Raw genomic sequence first — 18,335 nt, 5'->3', positions numbered from 1 at the left:
GTAGTTGACGCAAGCGACTCGCTTGCGTTTTTTTGTCATTTTCGTCACGATGATAAGTGAGGTGATGAGAATGAAATTAGTAGCAATTGAACCAACGCCAAGTCCGAATAACTTGAAAATCATCGTGGAACCCCCGTTTGAAGGGAGAGGGGTCACGTACGACAAAGCGAGTACAGGTGCTCCGACGATCATTCAAGAAATCGTGGCACTGCGTGGAGTAAAATCGGTATATGCCGTATCTGATTTTCTCGCTGTTGAACGTCATCCGAAACATGATTGGCATGACGTCATGAACGAGATTCGACGCGCGTTCGGGGAACGTGTCGAAGAAGTCGACTCCACTCAGATGGATACAGATTATGAGCCGGTTCACGTATCTGTCCAGTTTGTGCTTGACGTGCCGATGCAATTGAAGCTCGTCAAAGGGGACGAAGAAAAACGAATCGGCTTGTCCAAACGATTCGTCGACGCAGCCATGGAAGTGCAGGCACAGGTGAAAAATGTGATCCAAGACCGGCGTTGGGTGGAACAGGCCCCACGATATGGTCAATTGGAGGAAGTAAGTGTCGTCGCTCAAGAAGAGCTAGAGGCTGCCTATCCAAAAGAGCGGGTCGAACGAATCGTTGCTCGTGCGTTTGGACGTGAGGCCGATTTCGAAGCGAACGCGAACCACTTACAGTCAGATAACTGGAAAGATCGCATGGCATTCTTGGATGAACTTGAGATTCGTCATGAAAACGTGCCGTATTTCCGTCGTGCGTTAGAAGATTCAGTGATGGCCATTCGTCGGCAGGCGGTCGTCATGATCGGGATGTTTGAAGAGCGTCGTGAAGAATATGTCACTTATATCGAACAAGCGCTTGTAGATGTTTCTCCTATCGTGAGACGTACGGCTGGTGACACTGTGTCGGATTGGGCATTGCCACAGTCGCAACCATCCATGATTGAGGCGCTGAAGGACAAAAATAAACTCGTTCGCTGGCGAGCGGCACGATTTTTGTTTGATTGTGGAGATGAACAAGCGCTACCGGCCTTGTCTGTCGCCGAGCAAGACCGAGAATTTGAGGTTTCATTGCAATCAAGACTGGCGAAAGAGCGAATCTCGAGTGGGGAAACCGCCCTCGGTACGGTTTGGCAACAAATTTCGAACCGTTCTAAATGATGTTTCGTTCGACATGTGGTGAATCAAATTATTTTACAATTAAAGGCAATGAGGGGCGTCTGCATCGCAGATCGCTCCTTTTTTCATAAAATCACATGTACATTTAACCAATTGACTAACATTTGATGTAAGCGTTTCGACAATAGGTACAACGTCTCTGTTTCTCTGTCGAACGATAGGACAAACATCTTGGTTTTAGATTGGTACACTATGGTTATCACAGATGAACAAAGGAGCCATACTTATGATATTGTTTGCAGAAACGCCTGAACTTGTCGCTTATAAAGAAGTAATCGGAGAAACGGTGGTCGTCACATTCGAATCGATGCATAGTGAGACGTTCTCGATTACGGCTCAAGTCCGGTCAGATCTCGATATCGCAGATTCATTGTTCATGACCGGTTGGCAACAATACATGAACGAAGAGAACGTTTCGTAAAAAAGGTAAATAATATAAGGAAAATCATTACAAACGTCTGCACTTTGTATACACTAGTGCTATAGACGTTTTTTATTTTGTTGAGGAGAGTGGAATCAATGAAGAAAACTTGGTTGCTCGCCGTTGTGACGGCAATCTTACTAGTCGTAGCAGGGTGTGGGAAAGACGAGGCGAAACCGAGTCAAGTGAATAGCGATTCGTCCGAACCACCGGCTCCGCTGACGCTCGACACTGAAGTCGCTTACGACACGTCGGCGAATACGTTGTCCGCTACGGTCTCGATGATGAACCCGAATGAAGAAGCAGTGGATGTGACATTTAACACGTCCCAACGCTTTCAATTGGTCGTCAAGCAAGGCGATCAAATCGTGTTCGATTATGGTAGTGAATACATGTTCACAGAGTCCGTGATCGAAGAGAAGTGGGAAACGGATAGTCAAAAAGTGTTCGATGAAGTGTTTCCATTGGATTTAGAAGCGGGTGAATATACAGTTGAGGTGATTGGGCTTGGGCAAGTCGAAGGGGCACCCGAGATTGCTGTGACGGATGAGGTAACTTTCACGGTTGAACGATCTGCTACCGAAACACCTGAAGAACCATCGGAGACACCTGTGTCAGAACCTCAATCGGATGGGGCGTTCCGCGATGTGAAGATTGACTTGAAGGATACGATGATTCAAGTCAGTGGCTTCACGGACGAAGTAGAGTTTGAATGGTCCGTATCAGACGGGCATAACCTTTATGCCCAAGGTGCTGCTGAAGTGACAGGTGGAGGGTTCTCGTTTGGCGTACTGCTCGACGAGGCGCCAGCAAAAGATCAACGATTGTTCTTAGAGATGACACCAATCGGTGGAGAAGTGACATCATTCAAAATTCAATAAAGTGTTGACGGAAACGATCGTTTCCGTCTTTCTTTTTGGATGTAAGTTGACGCGGTATAAGGATTATCAGACAATAAAAAAAACAAGAGCACAATGGGAGGGTAATCCATGCAACAACACATCATCGAATCGACACATGTCAAACCGGTCATCGACCCGAAAGAAGAGATTCGCCAGCGAATCGACTTTTTGAAAGCTTATGTCAAACGTGCCGGTGCGAAAGGGCTCGTCTTAGGTATCTCAGGTGGCCAAGATTCAAGCCTGGCCGGAAAACTATGTCAGCTCGCCATGGAAGAGCTACGGGATGAAGGAACTGACGAATACACGTTTTATGCGGTGAGATTGCCGTATGGTGAACAACATGACGAGGACGACGCGCGCCTCGCCCTCGAGTTCATTCGTCCGGATCAGTCGCTCATCGTCAACATCAAGCCTGCTGTGGACGCGTCGGTAGAAGCGTTTCATAAAGCGACCGGTCTCGAGTTGAGTGACTTTAATAAAGGGAATACGAAAGCGCGGGAGCGGATGAAGGCACAATACGATATCGCCGCAACATTTGGAGCCCTCGTTGTCGGGACGGACCATGCAGCCGAGTATGTGACAGGATTTTATACGAAACACGGAGACGGGGCCTGTGATTTAACTCCGCTGACAGGGCTGAACAAGCGTCAAGGAAAAGCACTTCTTCACGAGCTAGAAGCTCATGAACAAATTATTTATAAAGTCCCTACGGCCGACCTTGAAGATGGTCGACCGGGTCTCCCTGATGAAGTCGCACTCGGGATGACATACGATCAGTTGGACGATTATTTGGAAGGAAAGAAAATAGATCCGACAATCGCCGAGCGCATCGAGACGATTTTCAAGCGTTCACGTCATAAGCATCATGTTCCTGCATCCATGTATGATGAGTGGTGGCGTTGAGAAAAGGAGAAGTTGTCATGACGACAGCTTCTCCTTTATGCGTCTTATGCTTTTTTGAACGGGACGAATTGGATGATCAAAATACATGTAAAGGCGATGAAACTGAGTAAGGGAATCGTGATAAACCCGAAGTAATTCACCCAACGAATGAGACAGTCATTCGTACAGAAGGCTTCTCCATTCGGAATACGTTCAAGGATGACGTGATATAGACTGATACACCAACCGGCACCGGCCATAATTCCGACGAATAAGCGGTTGACGTTCCGTGCGGTCAACATGATCGTCAAGTAGTAGATGGCGAGTGGATACATAAAGATGCGTTGGAACCAACACAGCTTGCATGGTAAAAAGAGCCTGACTTCAGAGAAATAAAGGCTGGCAAGCGTCGCGATCGTCGCAACGATAAAGGCGAAATGATGTCGTTGCATCAGATTTCCTCCTAACCCTCAAATTAGTGGACAAACATGATATGATACATTGAAACAAATACTTATTCAGTATACAATCTTTCAAATGATAGAGAAACAGGTGACGAGATGCAAGTTTCGGAAGTAGAAGTGTTGATTGTTCTTGCAGAAGAATTGAATATGCGTAAAGCGGCCGAGCGATTGTTCGTTTCACAACCGGCGCTCAGTCAACGGCTCGTGACGATTGAGCATCAATGGGGGAAAAAGATTTTCGTTCGTTCCACGAGGGGGCTCGCATTGACGCCAGATGGAGAGAAAATCATCGAGTTCGCCAAAAAGATGTACAGTGAAGAACAAGAGCTAAGGGGCGAGTTGACGGCGAATCAAGGTGAAGTATATGGTACGCTAAAGATTGCCGTCGCCTCGATCATGGGACAATATTGGCTTCCGAAAGTATTGAAGACGTTCGTGGAGCGCTATCCATCCGTGCGTGTCAAATTAGTCACGGGATGGTCGAGTGAAATGATGCGCTATATGCTCGAAGAGAACTTCCATATCGGAATCATTCGCGGGAACCCGGATTGGCGGGGAGAGCGAATGAAGTTATTCTCTGATTCTTTGCATTTGGTCGATTTGAAAATGACCGACCTCGCGCAACTAAAAAATAACGAGCGCTCGTTTATCCAGTTCAAGAGTGACTCGACGTATTACCAGGAAATATTAGAGTGGTGGCAAGAACGGTTTTCAAGTCCGCCACTCACGACACTCGTCGTAGATCAGATTGAGACGTGCAAACAGATGGCACTCCACGGCATCGGCTTTGCAATTTTGCCCGAGTCGACCATCAAGGATGTCAACGAGATGAACAAGATTCAACTGACATCCTCGGATGGGGTACCGCTCGTTCGGGACACGTGGATGCTCTCAACTGAATCGATGATGGAACTAGCACAAGTACGAGCATTTTGGGATATTGTCGAAGAAGTGACGGAGGAGACTGAATGATGAATTGGGCAATCGAAGCGAGAAGAAAACTACATCTGATTCCAGAGGCCGGCTATGAGGAGTTTAAAACACAAGCGACACTCGAACAGTTGATTCGCGAGCTCGACTCTCCACGTGTTCATATAACCCATTGGCGAACGGGACTTTTCGTACGTGTAGATGGGCTCGTCGGTGAGAGAACGGTCGGGTATCGCGCCGATATGGATGGTCTCCCGATAACCGAAGAGACGGGCTTAGCGTTTGCATCAATTCACGAAGGGATGATGCATGCATGCGGACACGATGTCCATATGTCAATCGCGCTCGGTTTGATTAAACGGGCGGTCGAAGTACCGTTCAACCATCACCTCGTCGTCTTTTTCCAACCTGCCGAGGAAGGTCCGGGTGGTGCGGAGCCGATGGCGAAGTCGGAGCTGTTTTATCATTTCCGTCCAGATGTATTGTTCGGATTACACGTTGCCCCAGAGTATCCGGTCGGGATGGTGGCCTCGCGACCAGGTGTATTGTTTGCGAGCGCACGAGAGCTTCATATGACCATTCACGGAAAAGGGGGGCACGGTGCATTCCCTCATTCAGGCATTGATGCCGTCGTCGTTCAAGCGGCGCTCATCATGCAACTGCAAACGATTGTGTCTCGCAACATTGACCCGATGGGAAGTGCCGTCGTCAGTATCGGAAAGGTCGCGGCCGGGACGAAAGAGAATATCATCGCGGACGTGGCTAAGTTAGACGGGACGGTCCGGGCGCTATCTGACAAGGAAATGGTCGTGCTTGAGAGCCGGATTCGTCAAATGATCGCAGGGGTCGAGATGACATATAACGTTCAAATCGACCTTGAGTTTGGCAATCGTTATCACGAGGTCGTCAACGATGAGCGCTACCTCTATCAGTTCGAGGAAGCGGTCGAAGAGCTAGGCTACTCGTATAAGACTTGCGTGCCTGCCATGACGGGTGAAGATTTTGGTTATATGCTGAAACAAATCCCGGGGTTCATGGTTTGGCTCGGTGTGAACGACATGGGGTCAGGGCTCCATCAATCGACACTTAATCCTGATGAGCGCGCCATTGAAGTCGCGATCGATTTATTCGATCATTACTTCCGTACAGTCATCATCCAATAATACGAAGCGGTCTCGTTTGGGGCCGCTTTTGATGTGTTCAAATGGGAATGAAATATGAGGGAAAAGGGAAAAAAGGATGAATGTAAAGCGACGATTTTGTGTAGATTGTTCAAATGTGAACATTTTGCGAACTCAAGCATTGAGACATTACAGCATCACCTAAAATCATTATGATGAAAGTATCGAAGGGTATTCATCTGTGATTGTCGTTTCATACATGGGTTCGAAACGATAGAGAGAGATAGGAGGTAATCAATAGATGTTTCAAGATCCTGTCCTGATGAGCCGAGCATTGACGGCACTCACGTTAGGTTTCCACGTGATTTTTGCCACACTCGGAGTCGGGGTTCCACTTTTAATCTTATTGGCAGAATTTTTAGGGATTCGTAAGAAGGATCCAAAGTATACGCTTATGGCTCGGCGGTGGTCGCGCGGCTATGTCGTGACGGTTGCAGTCGGGGTCGTGACGGGTACGGCGATTGGTCTTCAGCTGTCGCTACTTTGGCCGAACTTGATGCGCGTTGCGGGTCAAACGATTGCGCTCCCACTTTTCATGGAGACGTTCGCATTCTTCTTTGAAGCGATCTTCCTCGGAATTTACTTGTACACATGGGACCGCTTCAAAAATCCTTGGCATCACATGCTTCTCGGAATCCCGGTTGCGGTCGGTGCATTGTTCTCAGGGTTCTTTATTACAGTAGTAAACAGTTTCATGAACCAACCGGTAGGGTTTGATATCATCGATGGTCGATTGGCGAACGTCAGTCCTTTTGAAGCGATGTTCAGCCCGGCCATGCCGACGAAAATGGCACACGTGTTGACGTCCGCCATTTTAACATCGGCCTTCATCTTAGCTGCCATCGCAGCCGTTCAGTTGTTACGTCAACGTCGTAATCAACTTGATAAAATGTCGATTGAGTACCATAAGAAAGGCCTACGTTTGACGATGACGGTCGCGTTGATTTTTGCGATTGCAACAGCGCTCGTCGGTGATTTCTCAGGTAAATATTTGGCGAAATATCAACCGGATAAGTTAGCCGCAGCAGAGTGGCATTTCGAAACGTCCTCCGAAGCGGGATTGATTCTCGGTGGTTGGTTAGAGGATGACGGTGAAGGTGGTTATATCGTTCGAGGCGCATTAGAGATTCCTTACGCCCTCTCCATCCTTGCCGGTGGTGTCCCGGACTACGAGGTCACTGGTTTGAATGAGTTTGCCAAAGAAGATCAACCACCGCTCTTCGTTCACTATTTGTTCGATGCGATGGTCGGGATTGGGATGTTGCTCGCACTCATCTCCTTCCTATTCGTTCTAGGACGTTATATCAGGCGATTGAATCAATTCAGTAAACCGATGCTCTTTGCGATTGCAGCGGGTGGACCGCTGGCTATGGCAGCCATTGAGTTCGGATGGTTCTTCGCTGAATTTGGTCGTCAGCCTTGGGCGCTTTATGATTTGATGCGCACGAGTGAAGCGGCTACGACTTCTGCAAATGTCGGTTGGATGCTTGTCGCTTTCGCGATCCTCTATGCGGTACTTGGAACAGTTACTGTGGTCGTTCTATCACGTCTGTTCAAAGAGAATCCAGTAGGGAAAGAACTAAAACAATCTGAACATCGTGGTGAAGCGATGTTTTCGGATGAAGTGTGATCGGAGGGTATGACATGCAAATTCAAGAATTAGGGATTGCCGTTCTATGGACGTTTTTATACGGCTATCTCATCGTCGCATCGATTGACTTCGGTGCAGGGTTCTTCGCCTTCTATAGCCGTTATACGAAGCGCGACCATCTAGTGAACCGACTCGTCAAGCGCTATTTGTCCCCGACATGGGAAGTCACGAACGTCTTCTTCGTCTTCTTCTTCGTCGGAATCGTTGGTTTCTTTCCGGACACGGCTTATTACTATGGGACAGCCTTGCTCGTTCCGGCGTCTGTCGTATTGATTCTACTCGCCATTCGAGGCAGTTTCTATGCGTTTGCGAATTACGGTTCGAAAGAAAGTACGCTCTATATGTTCTTATACGGGGCGACGGGATTACTCATCCCTGCCTCGATGTCGACTGTGTTGACGGTCAGCCAAGGTGGATTCATCACGGAGACAGAGAGCGGGGTCATCTTTGACGGAGCGAAGTTGTTCACAAACTTCTATTCGTGGACAGTCGTCATTTTGGCGATCGTCTCCGTCTTGTACATCAGTGCGATGTTTCTTTTGTTCTATGCGGACAAGGCGCGTGATCGCGATGCGGTCGAGCTCGTCAGAAAGTGGGCGCTCTTCTGGAGCGTTCCGACGATTATTGCGTCGGGACTTGTCTTTTTCGGACTGAAGTCACAAGCGGCTTGGCACTATGAGAATATTTTGGGAGGCAATTGGTGGTGGTTCGCGATGAGTTTCCTCTTCTTTGTCATCGCGGTCTCATTCGTTTATATGAAACGAAACTACGGGATTGCATTCTTAATGGTGATGGGTCAATTCTTCATGGCTTGGTTCGGCTACGGATATTCACATTTACCGTACATTTTGTATCCGTATATCGATATCAACGGAAGTGTCGTCAACGAGTCGATGGCAGTGGCGCTTGTCGTCGTGTTTATCTTAGGTTTACTCCTTCTCGTCCCGGCACTCTACCTGTTGCTTCGACTATTCTTGTTTGACAACGATTACGTACGAGGAAAACGCTCGAGTGGAAAAGCATAATGTCGAAGATGGGATTTCCTTTATTTGAAGGGAATCCCGTTTTGTTTTTTTGTATAGAGTTTTGAAGTGGAATCAGTTAAACTGAACGAAGAATCAAGAAGAGAACATGTGTAGGAAAGGGATGTAGCATCATGACAGGTGAATTTGCAGTCATCGGTTTAGGGCGATTTGGTGGGTCAATCGTCCGTGAATTGTCATCGAACGGATATGACGTCCTCGCCATCGATTCCGATGAAGAACGTGTCAACGAGTTTATGGGGTTGGCAACTCATGCCGTTATTGCCGACACGACCGATGAGAACGTATTAAAAAGCTTAGGAATTCGAAACTTTGAACACGTCATCGTCGCAATCGGAGAAAACATTCAAGCTTCGATCTTGACGACGTTGATTTTAAAAGAGCTTGGTGTACAAATCATCACGGTCAAAGCGACCAATGATTATCATGAAAAAGTGCTACGCCGCATCGGTGCGGATAACATCGTGCATCCGGAGCGTGACATGGGCGTTCGGATCGCGAACGGATTGATGAGCCAAAGCATTCTCGATTATCTGGAGTTGTCGAACGAACATTCGATTGTCGAGATTAAAGCACAAGACAAGTTGTCTAACAAATCACTCATTGATTTGGACTTACGGGCTAAATATGGCGTCAACATTGTTGCGATCCGTCGCGATGATGATGTGATTATCTCTCCTCAGGCTGATGAAATGATTCTTTCTGAAGATATTTTGATTATCATCGGAAAGGATACCGATTTAGATCGACTAGAACGAACGTTGCGTTCGAAATAAAAAAAGACCTACTTGAATGTTTTCGCAATTGCGACTCAATCCAAGTAGGTCTTTTTTTAAATGAGATTCATCGACTTCAGACCGTGTTCAATCCCGTCCTCAAGAATCGATTTTGTGACAAAATCCGCCACATCTTTGGCTTCAGTACGAGCGTTACCCATTGCGATTCCCGTCCCTACATATTGAAGCATGGCCAGGTCGTTCAACGCATCGCCAAAGGCATACGTGTTCTCCAAACGATAACCGTTCGTCTCAATGAAATGACGAATGCCATCCGCCTTGCTCGCCCCTCTGTTGATTACGTCCATCGCATGAGGATGCCAACGGATAAAGTCGAACTCATGATAGGCGTCAAGATAGTGATGCTCGTCTTCTTGCGTGCAGTAGATGAGTGTCTGATACACGTCCTCGTTCACATGGAAATGTGGTTCAAAGCGAGGAATCGGCATATCTAGCTCGCCGAGTGATTGTTCGACAATCGCGTCATTCTGTTTTGAGGCACCGCCTCGGTCTTGTCCTAAGTAGACAAGTGTATGGTCGTTTGACGAGGCATGCGTTGACAAACGACCGAGCGCGTCTTTTGAGAGCGTGTTGCGATAAACGATCTCCCCTTTATGGACAACGATTTGACCGTTATAGCAAACGAAACTATCAATTCCGACGCGCTCTGGGATGTCTGATAGCATAGCCGGTCCACGTCCTGTCGCAATGAACGTCTCGACACCGTTATCCCGTAAAGCTTGAATTGCTGAAATCGTTGAAGGTGGGATATAGCTGCCTTCATGTAAGAGCGTCCCGTCAATGTCGAAAAAAACAACTTTTTGGTCTTCCATTTCATTCACCATTCTTTCTTTTTGTCTCGGAATATGTTTTTCAAACCCACTAAAAGGATACCATGAAATAAGGAAACTACCACGAATATCACATCGTTAGTGAAATGTTGTCGTAATATGAGCTATAATGAAAAAAGAATCTTACGGGCATATTCGAGAATCACTTATGTTTCACATAGATGTATTAATAATTGAAGTAAGGAGAGATTAAATGAAGTTTGTTAAGAACCACCAAACAGCCGTGTTCGCATTAGGCGGACTGGGAGAAATCGGGAAGAACACATACGTTGTTCAATTCCAAGACGAAATCATCGTCATCGATGCGGGAATCATGTTCCCAGAGGATGACTTGCTTGGGATCGACTATGTGATTCCTGATTACTCGTACTTGATTAAAAACAAAGACAAAGTAAAAGGGGTATTCATCACACACGGTCACGAAGACCATATCGGGGGAATTCCGTTCCTATTAAAACAGGTTCAGTTACCGATTTACGCGACGAAGCTCGCACTCGGGTTAATTAAAGTGAAACTTGAGGAGCATGGATTGTTACGTGAGGCAGAGCTCCACGAGATCGATGAGGATTCACTCATTAAGTTCCGTAAGACGAGTATCTCGTTCTTCCGCACGACGCACTCGATTCCGAACTCACTCGGAGTCGTCGTCAAGACGCCACAAGGGAACATCGTCCATACGGGTGACTTCAAGTTCGACTTCACTCCGGTCGGTGAGCCGGCAGACCTTGCCAAGATGGCGGAAATCGGGAAAGAAGGCGTCCTCTGTCTCTTGTCCGATTCGACCAATGCGGAGGTCGAAGGCTTCACGATGAGTGAGAGCGTCGTCGGGGGCACGATTAGCGAGACGTTCCGAAAAGCAGACGGCCGCATCATCTTTGCGACATTCGCATCAAACATTTATCGATTGCAACAAGTGATCGATGCCTGTGCCGAGACGGGTCGCCATCTCATGATTTTCGGTCGATCGATGGAAAAAGTCATGACGATCGGGCAGGAGCTCGGTTTCATCAACGTTCCAAAAGGAATGATTATTGAAGCGAATCAAATGCGTCATTACGACCCGAATGAGATTGCAATTCTTTGTACCGGTTCACAAGGGGAACCGATGGCGGCACTTAGTCGCATCGCAAACGGGACCCATCGTCAAGTGTCAATCATCCCTGGCGATACGGTCATCTTCTCCTCTTCTCCAATCCCAGGTAACGCCATCTCGGTCGGGAAGACGATTGACCAGTTGTATAAAGCTGGGGCGGATGTCGTATATGGGAAGTTGACGAACATCCACACATCAGGACACGGGTCGCAACAAGAACAATTATTGATGATTCGTCTTCTCAATCCGAAATTCTTCATGCCGATTCATGGTGAGTACCGGATGTTGAAAAAGCATGCCGAGCTTGCCGAGTCCGTTGGCATTCCAAAAGAAAATAGCTTTGTCATGGACAATGGCGAAGTGCTCGCCGTCGATTCGGAGTCGGCCGCGATCACGGGTAAAATTTCTGCGAACGCTGTCTACATCGATGGTAACGGAATCGGAGATATCGGGAATATCGTATTAAGGGATCGTCGCATCCTGTCTGAGGACGGGCTCGTCGTCGTCGTCATCAGTATCGATGGGAAGACACGCAAACTCGTTTCAGGACCAGACATCATCTCACGTGGATTCGTCTACATGCGCGAGTCAGGTAGCTTGATTCGGGATGGGGAACGTTTGTTGAAGAAAACAGTCGAGCAAGGATTGTCTAACAAACAGATGAAGTGGTCAGAAATGAAGCAACTCGTCTCTGATACGCTCACACCATACTTGGCGCAAAAGACGCGGAGACACCCAATGGTCCTGCCGATTATTATGGAAGTATGATTCAACGGGCTGTAGGAGACTACAGCTCGTTTTTTTACAAGCGAATGAGGGGGATTGTTTATGGCTAATAAGAAAAAGAAGAGGGGATGGTTGAAGTGGGGGATGGCAACCATCGCGCTCATTTTTCTCATCACGCTCGTGTATCATCAGGTCAAGCCGTTGCCAGAAGGTGTGTCACGGCAGTCTGAACCGTATATGATCACAGATGACCAAATCGATTTTCTCTATGATTTGACTTATCAAGGTGAGGACACAGAAATTGTCGAACAAGAAATTTTCAATGAGGTCGAACGAGCAATTCGAGAGGCGAAAGAGTATATCGTCATGGACTTCTTTTTATTCAATCCATACTCGAATGAAGACCGACAATATCCTGATCTGACGGCTCGTCTATCGGCCGCATTGTTGGAGCAGATGGAACGATATCCAGACTTGTCAGTCGTCTTCATCACTGATGACATTAATACGACGTATAACGGTCACGTCTCTGATCATTTCGATGTGCTAGAGGAAGCGGGTGTGGAAGTCGTATACACGAATCTAGACGCCCTCCGCGATCCGAACATTTTATATTCCACTTTCTATCGAATGGCGATTCAGTGGTTCGGGGACAGTCAAGACGGTTGGTTGCCGAATCCGATGGCATCATCCGCCCCGGATATTACGGTTCGTGCGTACTTACGGTTGTTAAACATTAAAGCGAACCACCGGAAAGTGATGGTGACGGAAAATGAAGGGTTTGTCCTGTCTGCAAATCCTCATGACGCGAGTGGTTACCACTCCAATGTCGGAGTTCGTCTCAAAGGACCGATCTTAAAAGAAATCATTGAGGGTGAGCAGGCGGTCGCTACATTCTCGAAAGGCGACGCGCGACGTTTCCCTGACGACGAGGCGCTATCTCGTATCGAGGGTGAGCCGACCGATGCACCGATGAAGATCCGCTATGTGACAGAAGGAAAAATTCAGGAGTCGGTACTCGATGCGATGAATGGTGCGAGCGCCGGAGATACGATTTGGATCGGTATGTTTTACTTGGCCGACCGCAACATCATCCAAGCGATCGAGGACGCCGCAGGGCGGGGCGTGACCGTGAACTTGATTCTCGACCCGAACACAAATGCGTTCGGACGTTCAAAATCAGGTTTGCCGAACTTGCCAGTGACAGCAGAACTGAACACCGTCAATCCTGAACAAATCGAGATTCGATGGTATGACGTCGGCAAGGAACAGTATCATCCGAAAATCTTGTATGTGGACGGATCGGAGAAGACGGTCGTATTAGGTTCTGGTAATTATACGACACGGAATATGAACGATTATAATCTTGAAGCGGATGTCGAGGTGAAGGGTGAAGCGGACACATCCTTCTTTGACGAGGTGGACGAGTATTTTAATCGATTGTGGAACAATGAGAACGGAACTTACACGGTGGCGTACGAAGAGATTCAAACCGACCTCCCGCTTGGTAAGTACGTGATGTATTGGCTTCAAAAGATCACGTGGACGATGACATACTAAAAAACAGCTATCCTCCATTTTTGAGGATAGCTGTTTTGACGTCAGTTCGTCTCGATTGGATTGAACTCGTTCGTGTATTCGTATAAGAATGTCCCGGTCTCTTTCAAGACATCACTCTTACGGTGAAGAGAGAAATGATCGTACGGAACGGTCTCTGTTTGAATATTATTCGTATATTCCTCGAGCAAGAGCGAGCTCGATGACTCGATCAAGTTAAACTCACCGCCTCGTCCTGAGAATGAGAGAACCTGTACAGAACGTGGCCACGTCTCGAGTTTTGACTGGAACGCTTGCAGCCCATCCGAACTTGGTGACAAATCACGGATGGCGGGACTGCCCGTATTGATTCCGAAGTTGCTCGCAGACAGTCCGAAGTTCGCAAGTCGTGTGCCGCCGAACGGGCTATCGAACGTGACGAACTTATCAATGATATACGTCTCTTGATTCAGAATATAGTTCGCGGCAGCGACACCACCCATGCTGTGACCAATGATGTACATACGATCAAACGAACGATTTCTCGTTTTTTTGTACATTTCAATGGCTGCATTCAACCATTTTGTTTGATTGTTCAGCGAAGCCTCGGCATCCTCGAACTCAATTCGGACGATGGGACGAGTCGAACTGTAATCATAAATCTCGCAGTCCGCCTTACCTTTATCGGTAACGGTACATAAGGCACCATCCGTCGCATAACCGCTCTGTTCCATCGCTTGTGAGAATCGTAAGAACGTTCGGTCCGTGCCGAGTAATCCGTGGACGGCAAATGTGGGAATGAACTCATTCGTCTGAGAGGCTTCGCGAATCGCCTCGGACTGGCGTTCATTTCCTATTTCCTGACGTATGGTGACGATAATCAATGCCAGCGAGAGCGAGACGATCAACAGTCCTAAAAGTCGCGAGCGTATCGATGTCTTCTTCGGGTCTCCGACGTTTTTTCGATATTTTCGCCATATGATATACGATAAGGTAGCCACCGAAATCAAGGTGATGACCGTCACGATCCATGCTTTGACGTTTGGTACATGGGCGACGAGTTCTAAATTGTTTTGGCGACCACCATAAACTTGCCACTCGACGTGCTTCATGGAACGGATATCGAGTCCTGTTCCGTCCTCTACGAATACACCGGTCGGCACGTTCAGGTTGAAGCGAATGTCAGCTTGTCGGATATATCGTTCGGCCAACTTTTTCGGGGAACCTGACAGGTTGACACCCGGCAAGTCAACTTGGTCGAGCCGAAGATCAAGATTCGTCTGAAGCGTATAAGAATCGAACCATATGCCTTCTCGATGAGAGACGTCGAATTGAATATCGGGTGGGACGAGAATGCCAGACGGTCCTGTCTTCCACTCTTCTTTAATCCCTTGCAAGTCGTCCACGCTGTCGAACGTCTTTTTTAAGACCATGCCTTCATAGTCGTCAGCACTCAAGTAATCTTCCGTCTCGTATCCATTCTTTTCTGCCTGCTCTTTCCATGTATCCCAGTCAAGGCGTAAGTTGAGGAGTTTCATAACGGGATGGTCACGAAACGCATAGGTCGTCTCAAGCGAGACGGACTGATCGTAGTTTACAGTCGCGTCATAATTAATACGTACACATCCCCCGATTAAAAGAAATAAAAGTGGGAATAGTAACAACAGTGCCCTTTTTCTCGAGCTTTTCATGTTAAATCGGTTCGCCGTAAGTTTCTAGCGGGTTCGCTGTATTGATGCGGTCATAAAACAAAATCCCGTCCAAATGGTCTAGCTCGTGCTGACAGACAATGGCGCGCATCCCGCGTAAGCGAAGCTTGATCGGCTTCCCGTCGCGGTCAAACCCTTCTAACGTGATTCGACGAAAACGAGGTACATTTCCTTTTACCACGCGATCGACCGATAGACAGCCTTCGCCACCGTTTAGAAATGTCTGTTCGACGGAATGACTCGTGATTTTAGGGTTGAAGATCGAGAGTTTAAATGTTTCTGTCTCTTCTTGAAGCAATACTGTAAAGAAACGGCGATTCACACCGAGTTGAGGTGCGGCGATTCCGACACCGCCCCGCAGCTCATATTTTTCGCTCATTTCTGGGTCCTGGCTATTGATGAGGAACGTCTCCATCTCGTCGAGTAACGCCAAGTCTGCTTCTGTTGGCGGAACCGATACTTCAGTTGAACGAGTGCGAAGCCGTTCATCTCCTTCGCGAATCACATCTTTCATCGTTAACATATACAACTTCCTTTCTATCAAACGTATACGTTTGATTATATCATATTCAAACAGGAAGGAATGTAGATGGTACAGAAGGTGAAATGAAAATAATACAGTAGTAAAAAAGATGTCATATCCCTTGGATGTAAGCGTTTTATTTAAGTGAGCATATTTTTTGCGTTATTGTAACAACCCGTTTTATACTGACAAGGAAACGGCAGGAAAGGAGAACTTTCCTGAATCACGTTAATACAGATTGCTTTTTTGGACAGATACACGTAAGATTTGAGTTAGTGTTTGATCACAAAAAAGACAATTGTCTCATAGTTGAAAGGATGAGGTGAAACGAATGAACAACGTTCAGGTACTTCAAAACGTGGAAGATAACTTCCAAACGTTCCGTATTCTCGACGAGAAGGGTGAGGTCGTCAACCAAGACGCAATGCCTGACCTAACGGACGAGCAACTTCAGGAACTCATGCGTCGCATGGTCTATACTCGAATCTGGGACCAACGCGCAATCTCGCTTAACCGTCAAGGCCGTTTAGGATTTTATGCGCCAGTGGCAGGACAGGAAGCGACGATGATCGGGACGCAATACGCGCTCGACAAAAAAGACTGGATCTTACCGGGATATCGTGATATTCCACAACTCGTATTCCACGGACTTCCACTCTATCAAGCGTTCTTGTTCTCACGTGGACACGTGGCAGGAAACCGCATCCCTGAAGATGTAAACGTCTTGATGCCACAAATCATCATCGGTGCACAAATCGTTCAAACTGCTGGTGTGGCGATGGGTCTCAAACGTAACGGCAACGAAAATGTTGCGATCACGTACACAGGTGACGGTGGTTCATCACAAGGTGACTTCTATGAGGGATTGAACTTTGCAGGTGCATTTAAATCGCCAGCAATCTTCGTCGTTCAAAACAACCGCTTCGCTATCTCAACTCCTGTTGAAAAGCAGACAGCAGCTAAAACGATCGCGCAAAAAGCTGTTGCAGCCGGAATCAACGGCATCCAAGTAGATGGAATGGACGTTCTCGCGGTGCTCGCAGCAACACAACAAGCTCGTGTTGACGCACTTGAAGGAACACCGACACTCATCGAAGCACTCACTTACCGTTACGGGCCACACACACTCGCTGGAGATGACCCAACACGTTACCGTACAAAAGAACTTGATACGGAATATCAAGAAAAAGACCCACTCGTTCGTTTCCGTCTCTTCCTCGAGAACAAAAAGCTCTGGAACGAAGACATGGAGAACGAAGTGATCGAACAAGCGAAAACTGACGTGAAAGAAGCGATCAGCCAAGCTGACAAAGAACCTAAACAAAAAGTTTCGGACTTCATCAACAACATGTTCGAAGAACTTCCTTCAAACTTGAAAGAACAGCTTGAAGAATATACTGCAAAGGAGTCGAAGTAAGTTATGGCTCAAATGACAATGATCCAAGCGATTACTGATGCGATGCGCGTTGAAATGAAGCGCGACGAGAAAGTACTTCTTTTCGGAGAAGACGTTGGTAAAAACGGTGGGGTATTCCGTGCGACGGAAGGTCTCCAAGATGAGCTCGGCGAAGACCGTGTATTCGATACACCGCTCGCTGAATCAGGAATTGGTGGTCTCGCGATCGGTCTCGGTCTCACTGGGTTCCGTCCAATCATGGAAGTTCAGTTCTTCGGATTCGTATTCGAAGTATTTGACTCAATCGCAGCTCAGATGGCGCGTATGCGTTACCGTTCAGGCGGCGCTTACAGCCAACCGATCACAATCCGTTCACCATTCGGTGGCGGCGTTAAGACGCCTGAGCTTCACGCGGACAGCCTCGAAGGTTTGATGGCTCAGACACCTGGTCTTAAAGTCGTCATTCCATCGACTCCGTACGATGCAAAAGGCTTGTTGATCGCGTCAATCCGTGACAACGACCCGGTCGTGTTCCTCGAGCACATGAAATTGTATCGTTCGTTCCGTGGCGAAGTGCCTGAAGGTGATTACACAATCGAACTCGGTAAGGCAGACGTGAAACGTGAAGGTACAGACGTTTCAATCATCACTTACGGTGCGATGGTGCATACATCACTTAAAGCAGCGGAAGAACTCGAAAAAGAAAACATTAACGTTGAAGTCATCGACCTCATGACAGTGAGCCCGCTTGATATCGACACAATCGTAGAGTCTGTTAAGAAAACAGGTCGTGCGATCGTCGTTCAAGAGGCACAACGTCAAGCAGGTATCGCGGCGAACGTTGTAACTGAAATTCAAGAGCGCGCAATTCTTCACCTCGAAGCACCAGTTCTTCGAGTTACTGCACCAGACACAGTCTTCGCATTCGCACAAGGTGAAGACATGTGGTTACCTGACCATAAAGATGTCGTTGCAAAAGTTAAGGAAGTTGTGAACTTCTAAGATCGTGTCGAATAAACGATGAGGGAGAATTGTCTCCCTTGTCGTGTTTACATGATGAATTGATGGGAG

General features: G+C 47.4%; 17 protein-coding genes. 13 read left to right on the top strand and 4 right to left on the bottom strand.

The annotated features are described in order from the left end of the window. Positions 1-70: 70 nt before the first annotated feature. From KNP00_RS02340 to nadE, 4 genes are all read left to right on the top strand, one after another. Positions 71-1,162, top strand: a complete 1,092-nt coding sequence (locus KNP00_RS02340; protein ID WP_215141862.1) for a virulence factor — start codon at positions 71-73, stop codon at positions 1,160-1,162. 244 nt (positions 1,163-1,406) lie between these two features. Beyond that, complete coding sequence (locus tag KNP00_RS02335) at positions 1,407-1,601, top strand: hypothetical protein (protein ID WP_215141861.1); 195 nt, start codon at positions 1,407-1,409, stop codon at positions 1,599-1,601. 98 nt (positions 1,602-1,699) lie between these two features. Further along, a complete protein-coding gene (locus KNP00_RS02330; RefSeq protein WP_215141860.1) occupies positions 1,700-2,482 on the top strand; it encodes a BsuPI-related putative proteinase inhibitor in 783 nt (260 codons plus the stop codon). Between the two features lie 108 nt (positions 2,483-2,590). Further along, positions 2,591-3,406 carry an ammonia-dependent NAD(+) synthetase gene (gene nadE, locus KNP00_RS02325; RefSeq protein WP_215141859.1) on the top strand — a complete coding sequence of 272 codons (816 nt, stop codon included), beginning with the start codon at positions 2,591-2,593 and terminating at the stop codon, positions 3,404-3,406. A 44-nt stretch (positions 3,407-3,450) separates the two neighbouring features. On the opposite strand, the gene KNP00_RS02320 is transcribed toward nadE, so the two are convergent. Then, positions 3,451-3,837, bottom strand: coding sequence for a disulfide bond formation protein B (locus tag KNP00_RS02320; protein ID WP_215141858.1), 387 nt, complete (start codon positions 3,835-3,837; stop codon positions 3,451-3,453). A gap of 108 nt (positions 3,838-3,945) precedes the next feature. Between KNP00_RS02320 and KNP00_RS02315 the strand changes: the two genes are divergently transcribed. The 5 genes from KNP00_RS02315 to KNP00_RS02295 all read left to right on the top strand — a co-directional run bounded on the left by KNP00_RS02315 (position 3,946) and on the right by KNP00_RS02295 (position 9,430). Continuing rightward, positions 3,946-4,821: a LysR family transcriptional regulator gene (locus KNP00_RS02315; protein WP_215141856.1), complete on the top strand. Its 876-nt coding sequence runs from the start codon at positions 3,946-3,948 to the stop codon at positions 4,819-4,821. Continuing rightward, entirely contained in the window at positions 4,821-5,942 is a 1,122-nt protein-coding gene (locus KNP00_RS02310) for an N-acetyldiaminopimelate deacetylase (protein WP_215141854.1), read from the top strand. Before KNP00_RS02315 ends, KNP00_RS02310 begins: the two co-directional genes overlap by 1 nt. 259 nt (positions 5,943-6,201) lie before the next feature. Next, the gene (locus tag KNP00_RS02305) at positions 6,202-7,590 is read left to right on the top strand and encodes a cytochrome ubiquinol oxidase subunit I (RefSeq protein ID WP_215141852.1); all 1,389 of its coding nucleotides are present in this window, start codon (positions 6,202-6,204) and stop codon (positions 7,588-7,590) included. 14 nt (positions 7,591-7,604) lie between these two features. Further along, entirely contained in the window at positions 7,605-8,636 is a 1,032-nt protein-coding gene (locus KNP00_RS02300; RefSeq protein ID WP_215141850.1) for a cytochrome d ubiquinol oxidase subunit II, read from the top strand. A gap of 131 nt (positions 8,637-8,767) precedes the next feature. After that, positions 8,768-9,430 carry a potassium channel family protein gene (locus KNP00_RS02295; protein ID WP_215141848.1) on the top strand — a complete coding sequence of 221 codons (663 nt, stop codon included), beginning with the start codon at positions 8,768-8,770 and terminating at the stop codon, positions 9,428-9,430. 56 nt (positions 9,431-9,486) lie between these two features. Here the strand turns inward: KNP00_RS02295 and KNP00_RS02290 are convergent, their stop codons facing one another. Next, a complete protein-coding gene (locus KNP00_RS02290; RefSeq protein ID WP_240542654.1) occupies positions 9,487-10,263 on the bottom strand; it encodes a Cof-type HAD-IIB family hydrolase in 777 nt (258 codons plus the stop codon). Between the two features lie 211 nt (positions 10,264-10,474). Here KNP00_RS02290 and rnjA point away from each other — a divergent pair, with 211 nt between their 5' ends. Next, positions 10,475-12,142: a ribonuclease J1 gene (rnjA, locus tag KNP00_RS02285; RefSeq protein ID WP_215141844.1), complete on the top strand. Its 1,668-nt coding sequence runs from the start codon at positions 10,475-10,477 to the stop codon at positions 12,140-12,142. Positions 12,143-12,202: 60 nt separating this feature from the next. After that, a complete protein-coding gene (locus KNP00_RS02280) occupies positions 12,203-13,660 on the top strand; it encodes a phospholipase D family protein (protein ID WP_215141841.1) in 1,458 nt (485 codons plus the stop codon). Positions 13,661-13,701: 41 nt separating this feature from the next. Here the strand turns inward: KNP00_RS02280 and KNP00_RS02275 are convergent, their stop codons facing one another. Both KNP00_RS02275 and def read right to left on the bottom strand, forming a co-directional pair. Then, a complete protein-coding gene (locus tag KNP00_RS02275; protein WP_215141839.1) occupies positions 13,702-15,327 on the bottom strand; it encodes an alpha/beta hydrolase in 1,626 nt (541 codons plus the stop codon). Between the two features lies 1 nt (position 15,328). After that, positions 15,329-15,868, bottom strand: a complete 540-nt coding sequence (def, locus tag KNP00_RS02270; RefSeq protein ID WP_215141837.1) for a peptide deformylase — start codon at positions 15,866-15,868, stop codon at positions 15,329-15,331. A 331-nt stretch (positions 15,869-16,199) separates the two neighbouring features. On the opposite strand from def, the gene pdhA reads away from it, so the two are divergent. Together pdhA and KNP00_RS02260 are read left to right on the top strand one after the other, a co-directional pair. Beyond that, positions 16,200-17,285, top strand: a complete 1,086-nt coding sequence (gene pdhA / locus KNP00_RS02265) for a pyruvate dehydrogenase (acetyl-transferring) E1 component subunit alpha (protein ID WP_215141835.1) — start codon at positions 16,200-16,202, stop codon at positions 17,283-17,285. A gap of 3 nt (positions 17,286-17,288) precedes the next feature. Next, positions 17,289-18,266, top strand: coding sequence for an alpha-ketoacid dehydrogenase subunit beta (locus tag KNP00_RS02260; RefSeq protein ID WP_074034993.1), 978 nt, complete (start codon positions 17,289-17,291; stop codon positions 18,264-18,266). Positions 18,267-18,335: the final 69 nt, after the last annotated feature.

Origin of the sequence: Exiguobacterium qingdaonense (genome assembly GCF_018617855.1) — a bacterium.
Lineage (GTDB): Bacteria > Bacillota > Bacilli > Exiguobacteriales > Exiguobacteriaceae > Exiguobacterium > Exiguobacterium qingdaonense.
This window is presented reverse-complemented; position numbering and strand designations above follow the sequence as displayed.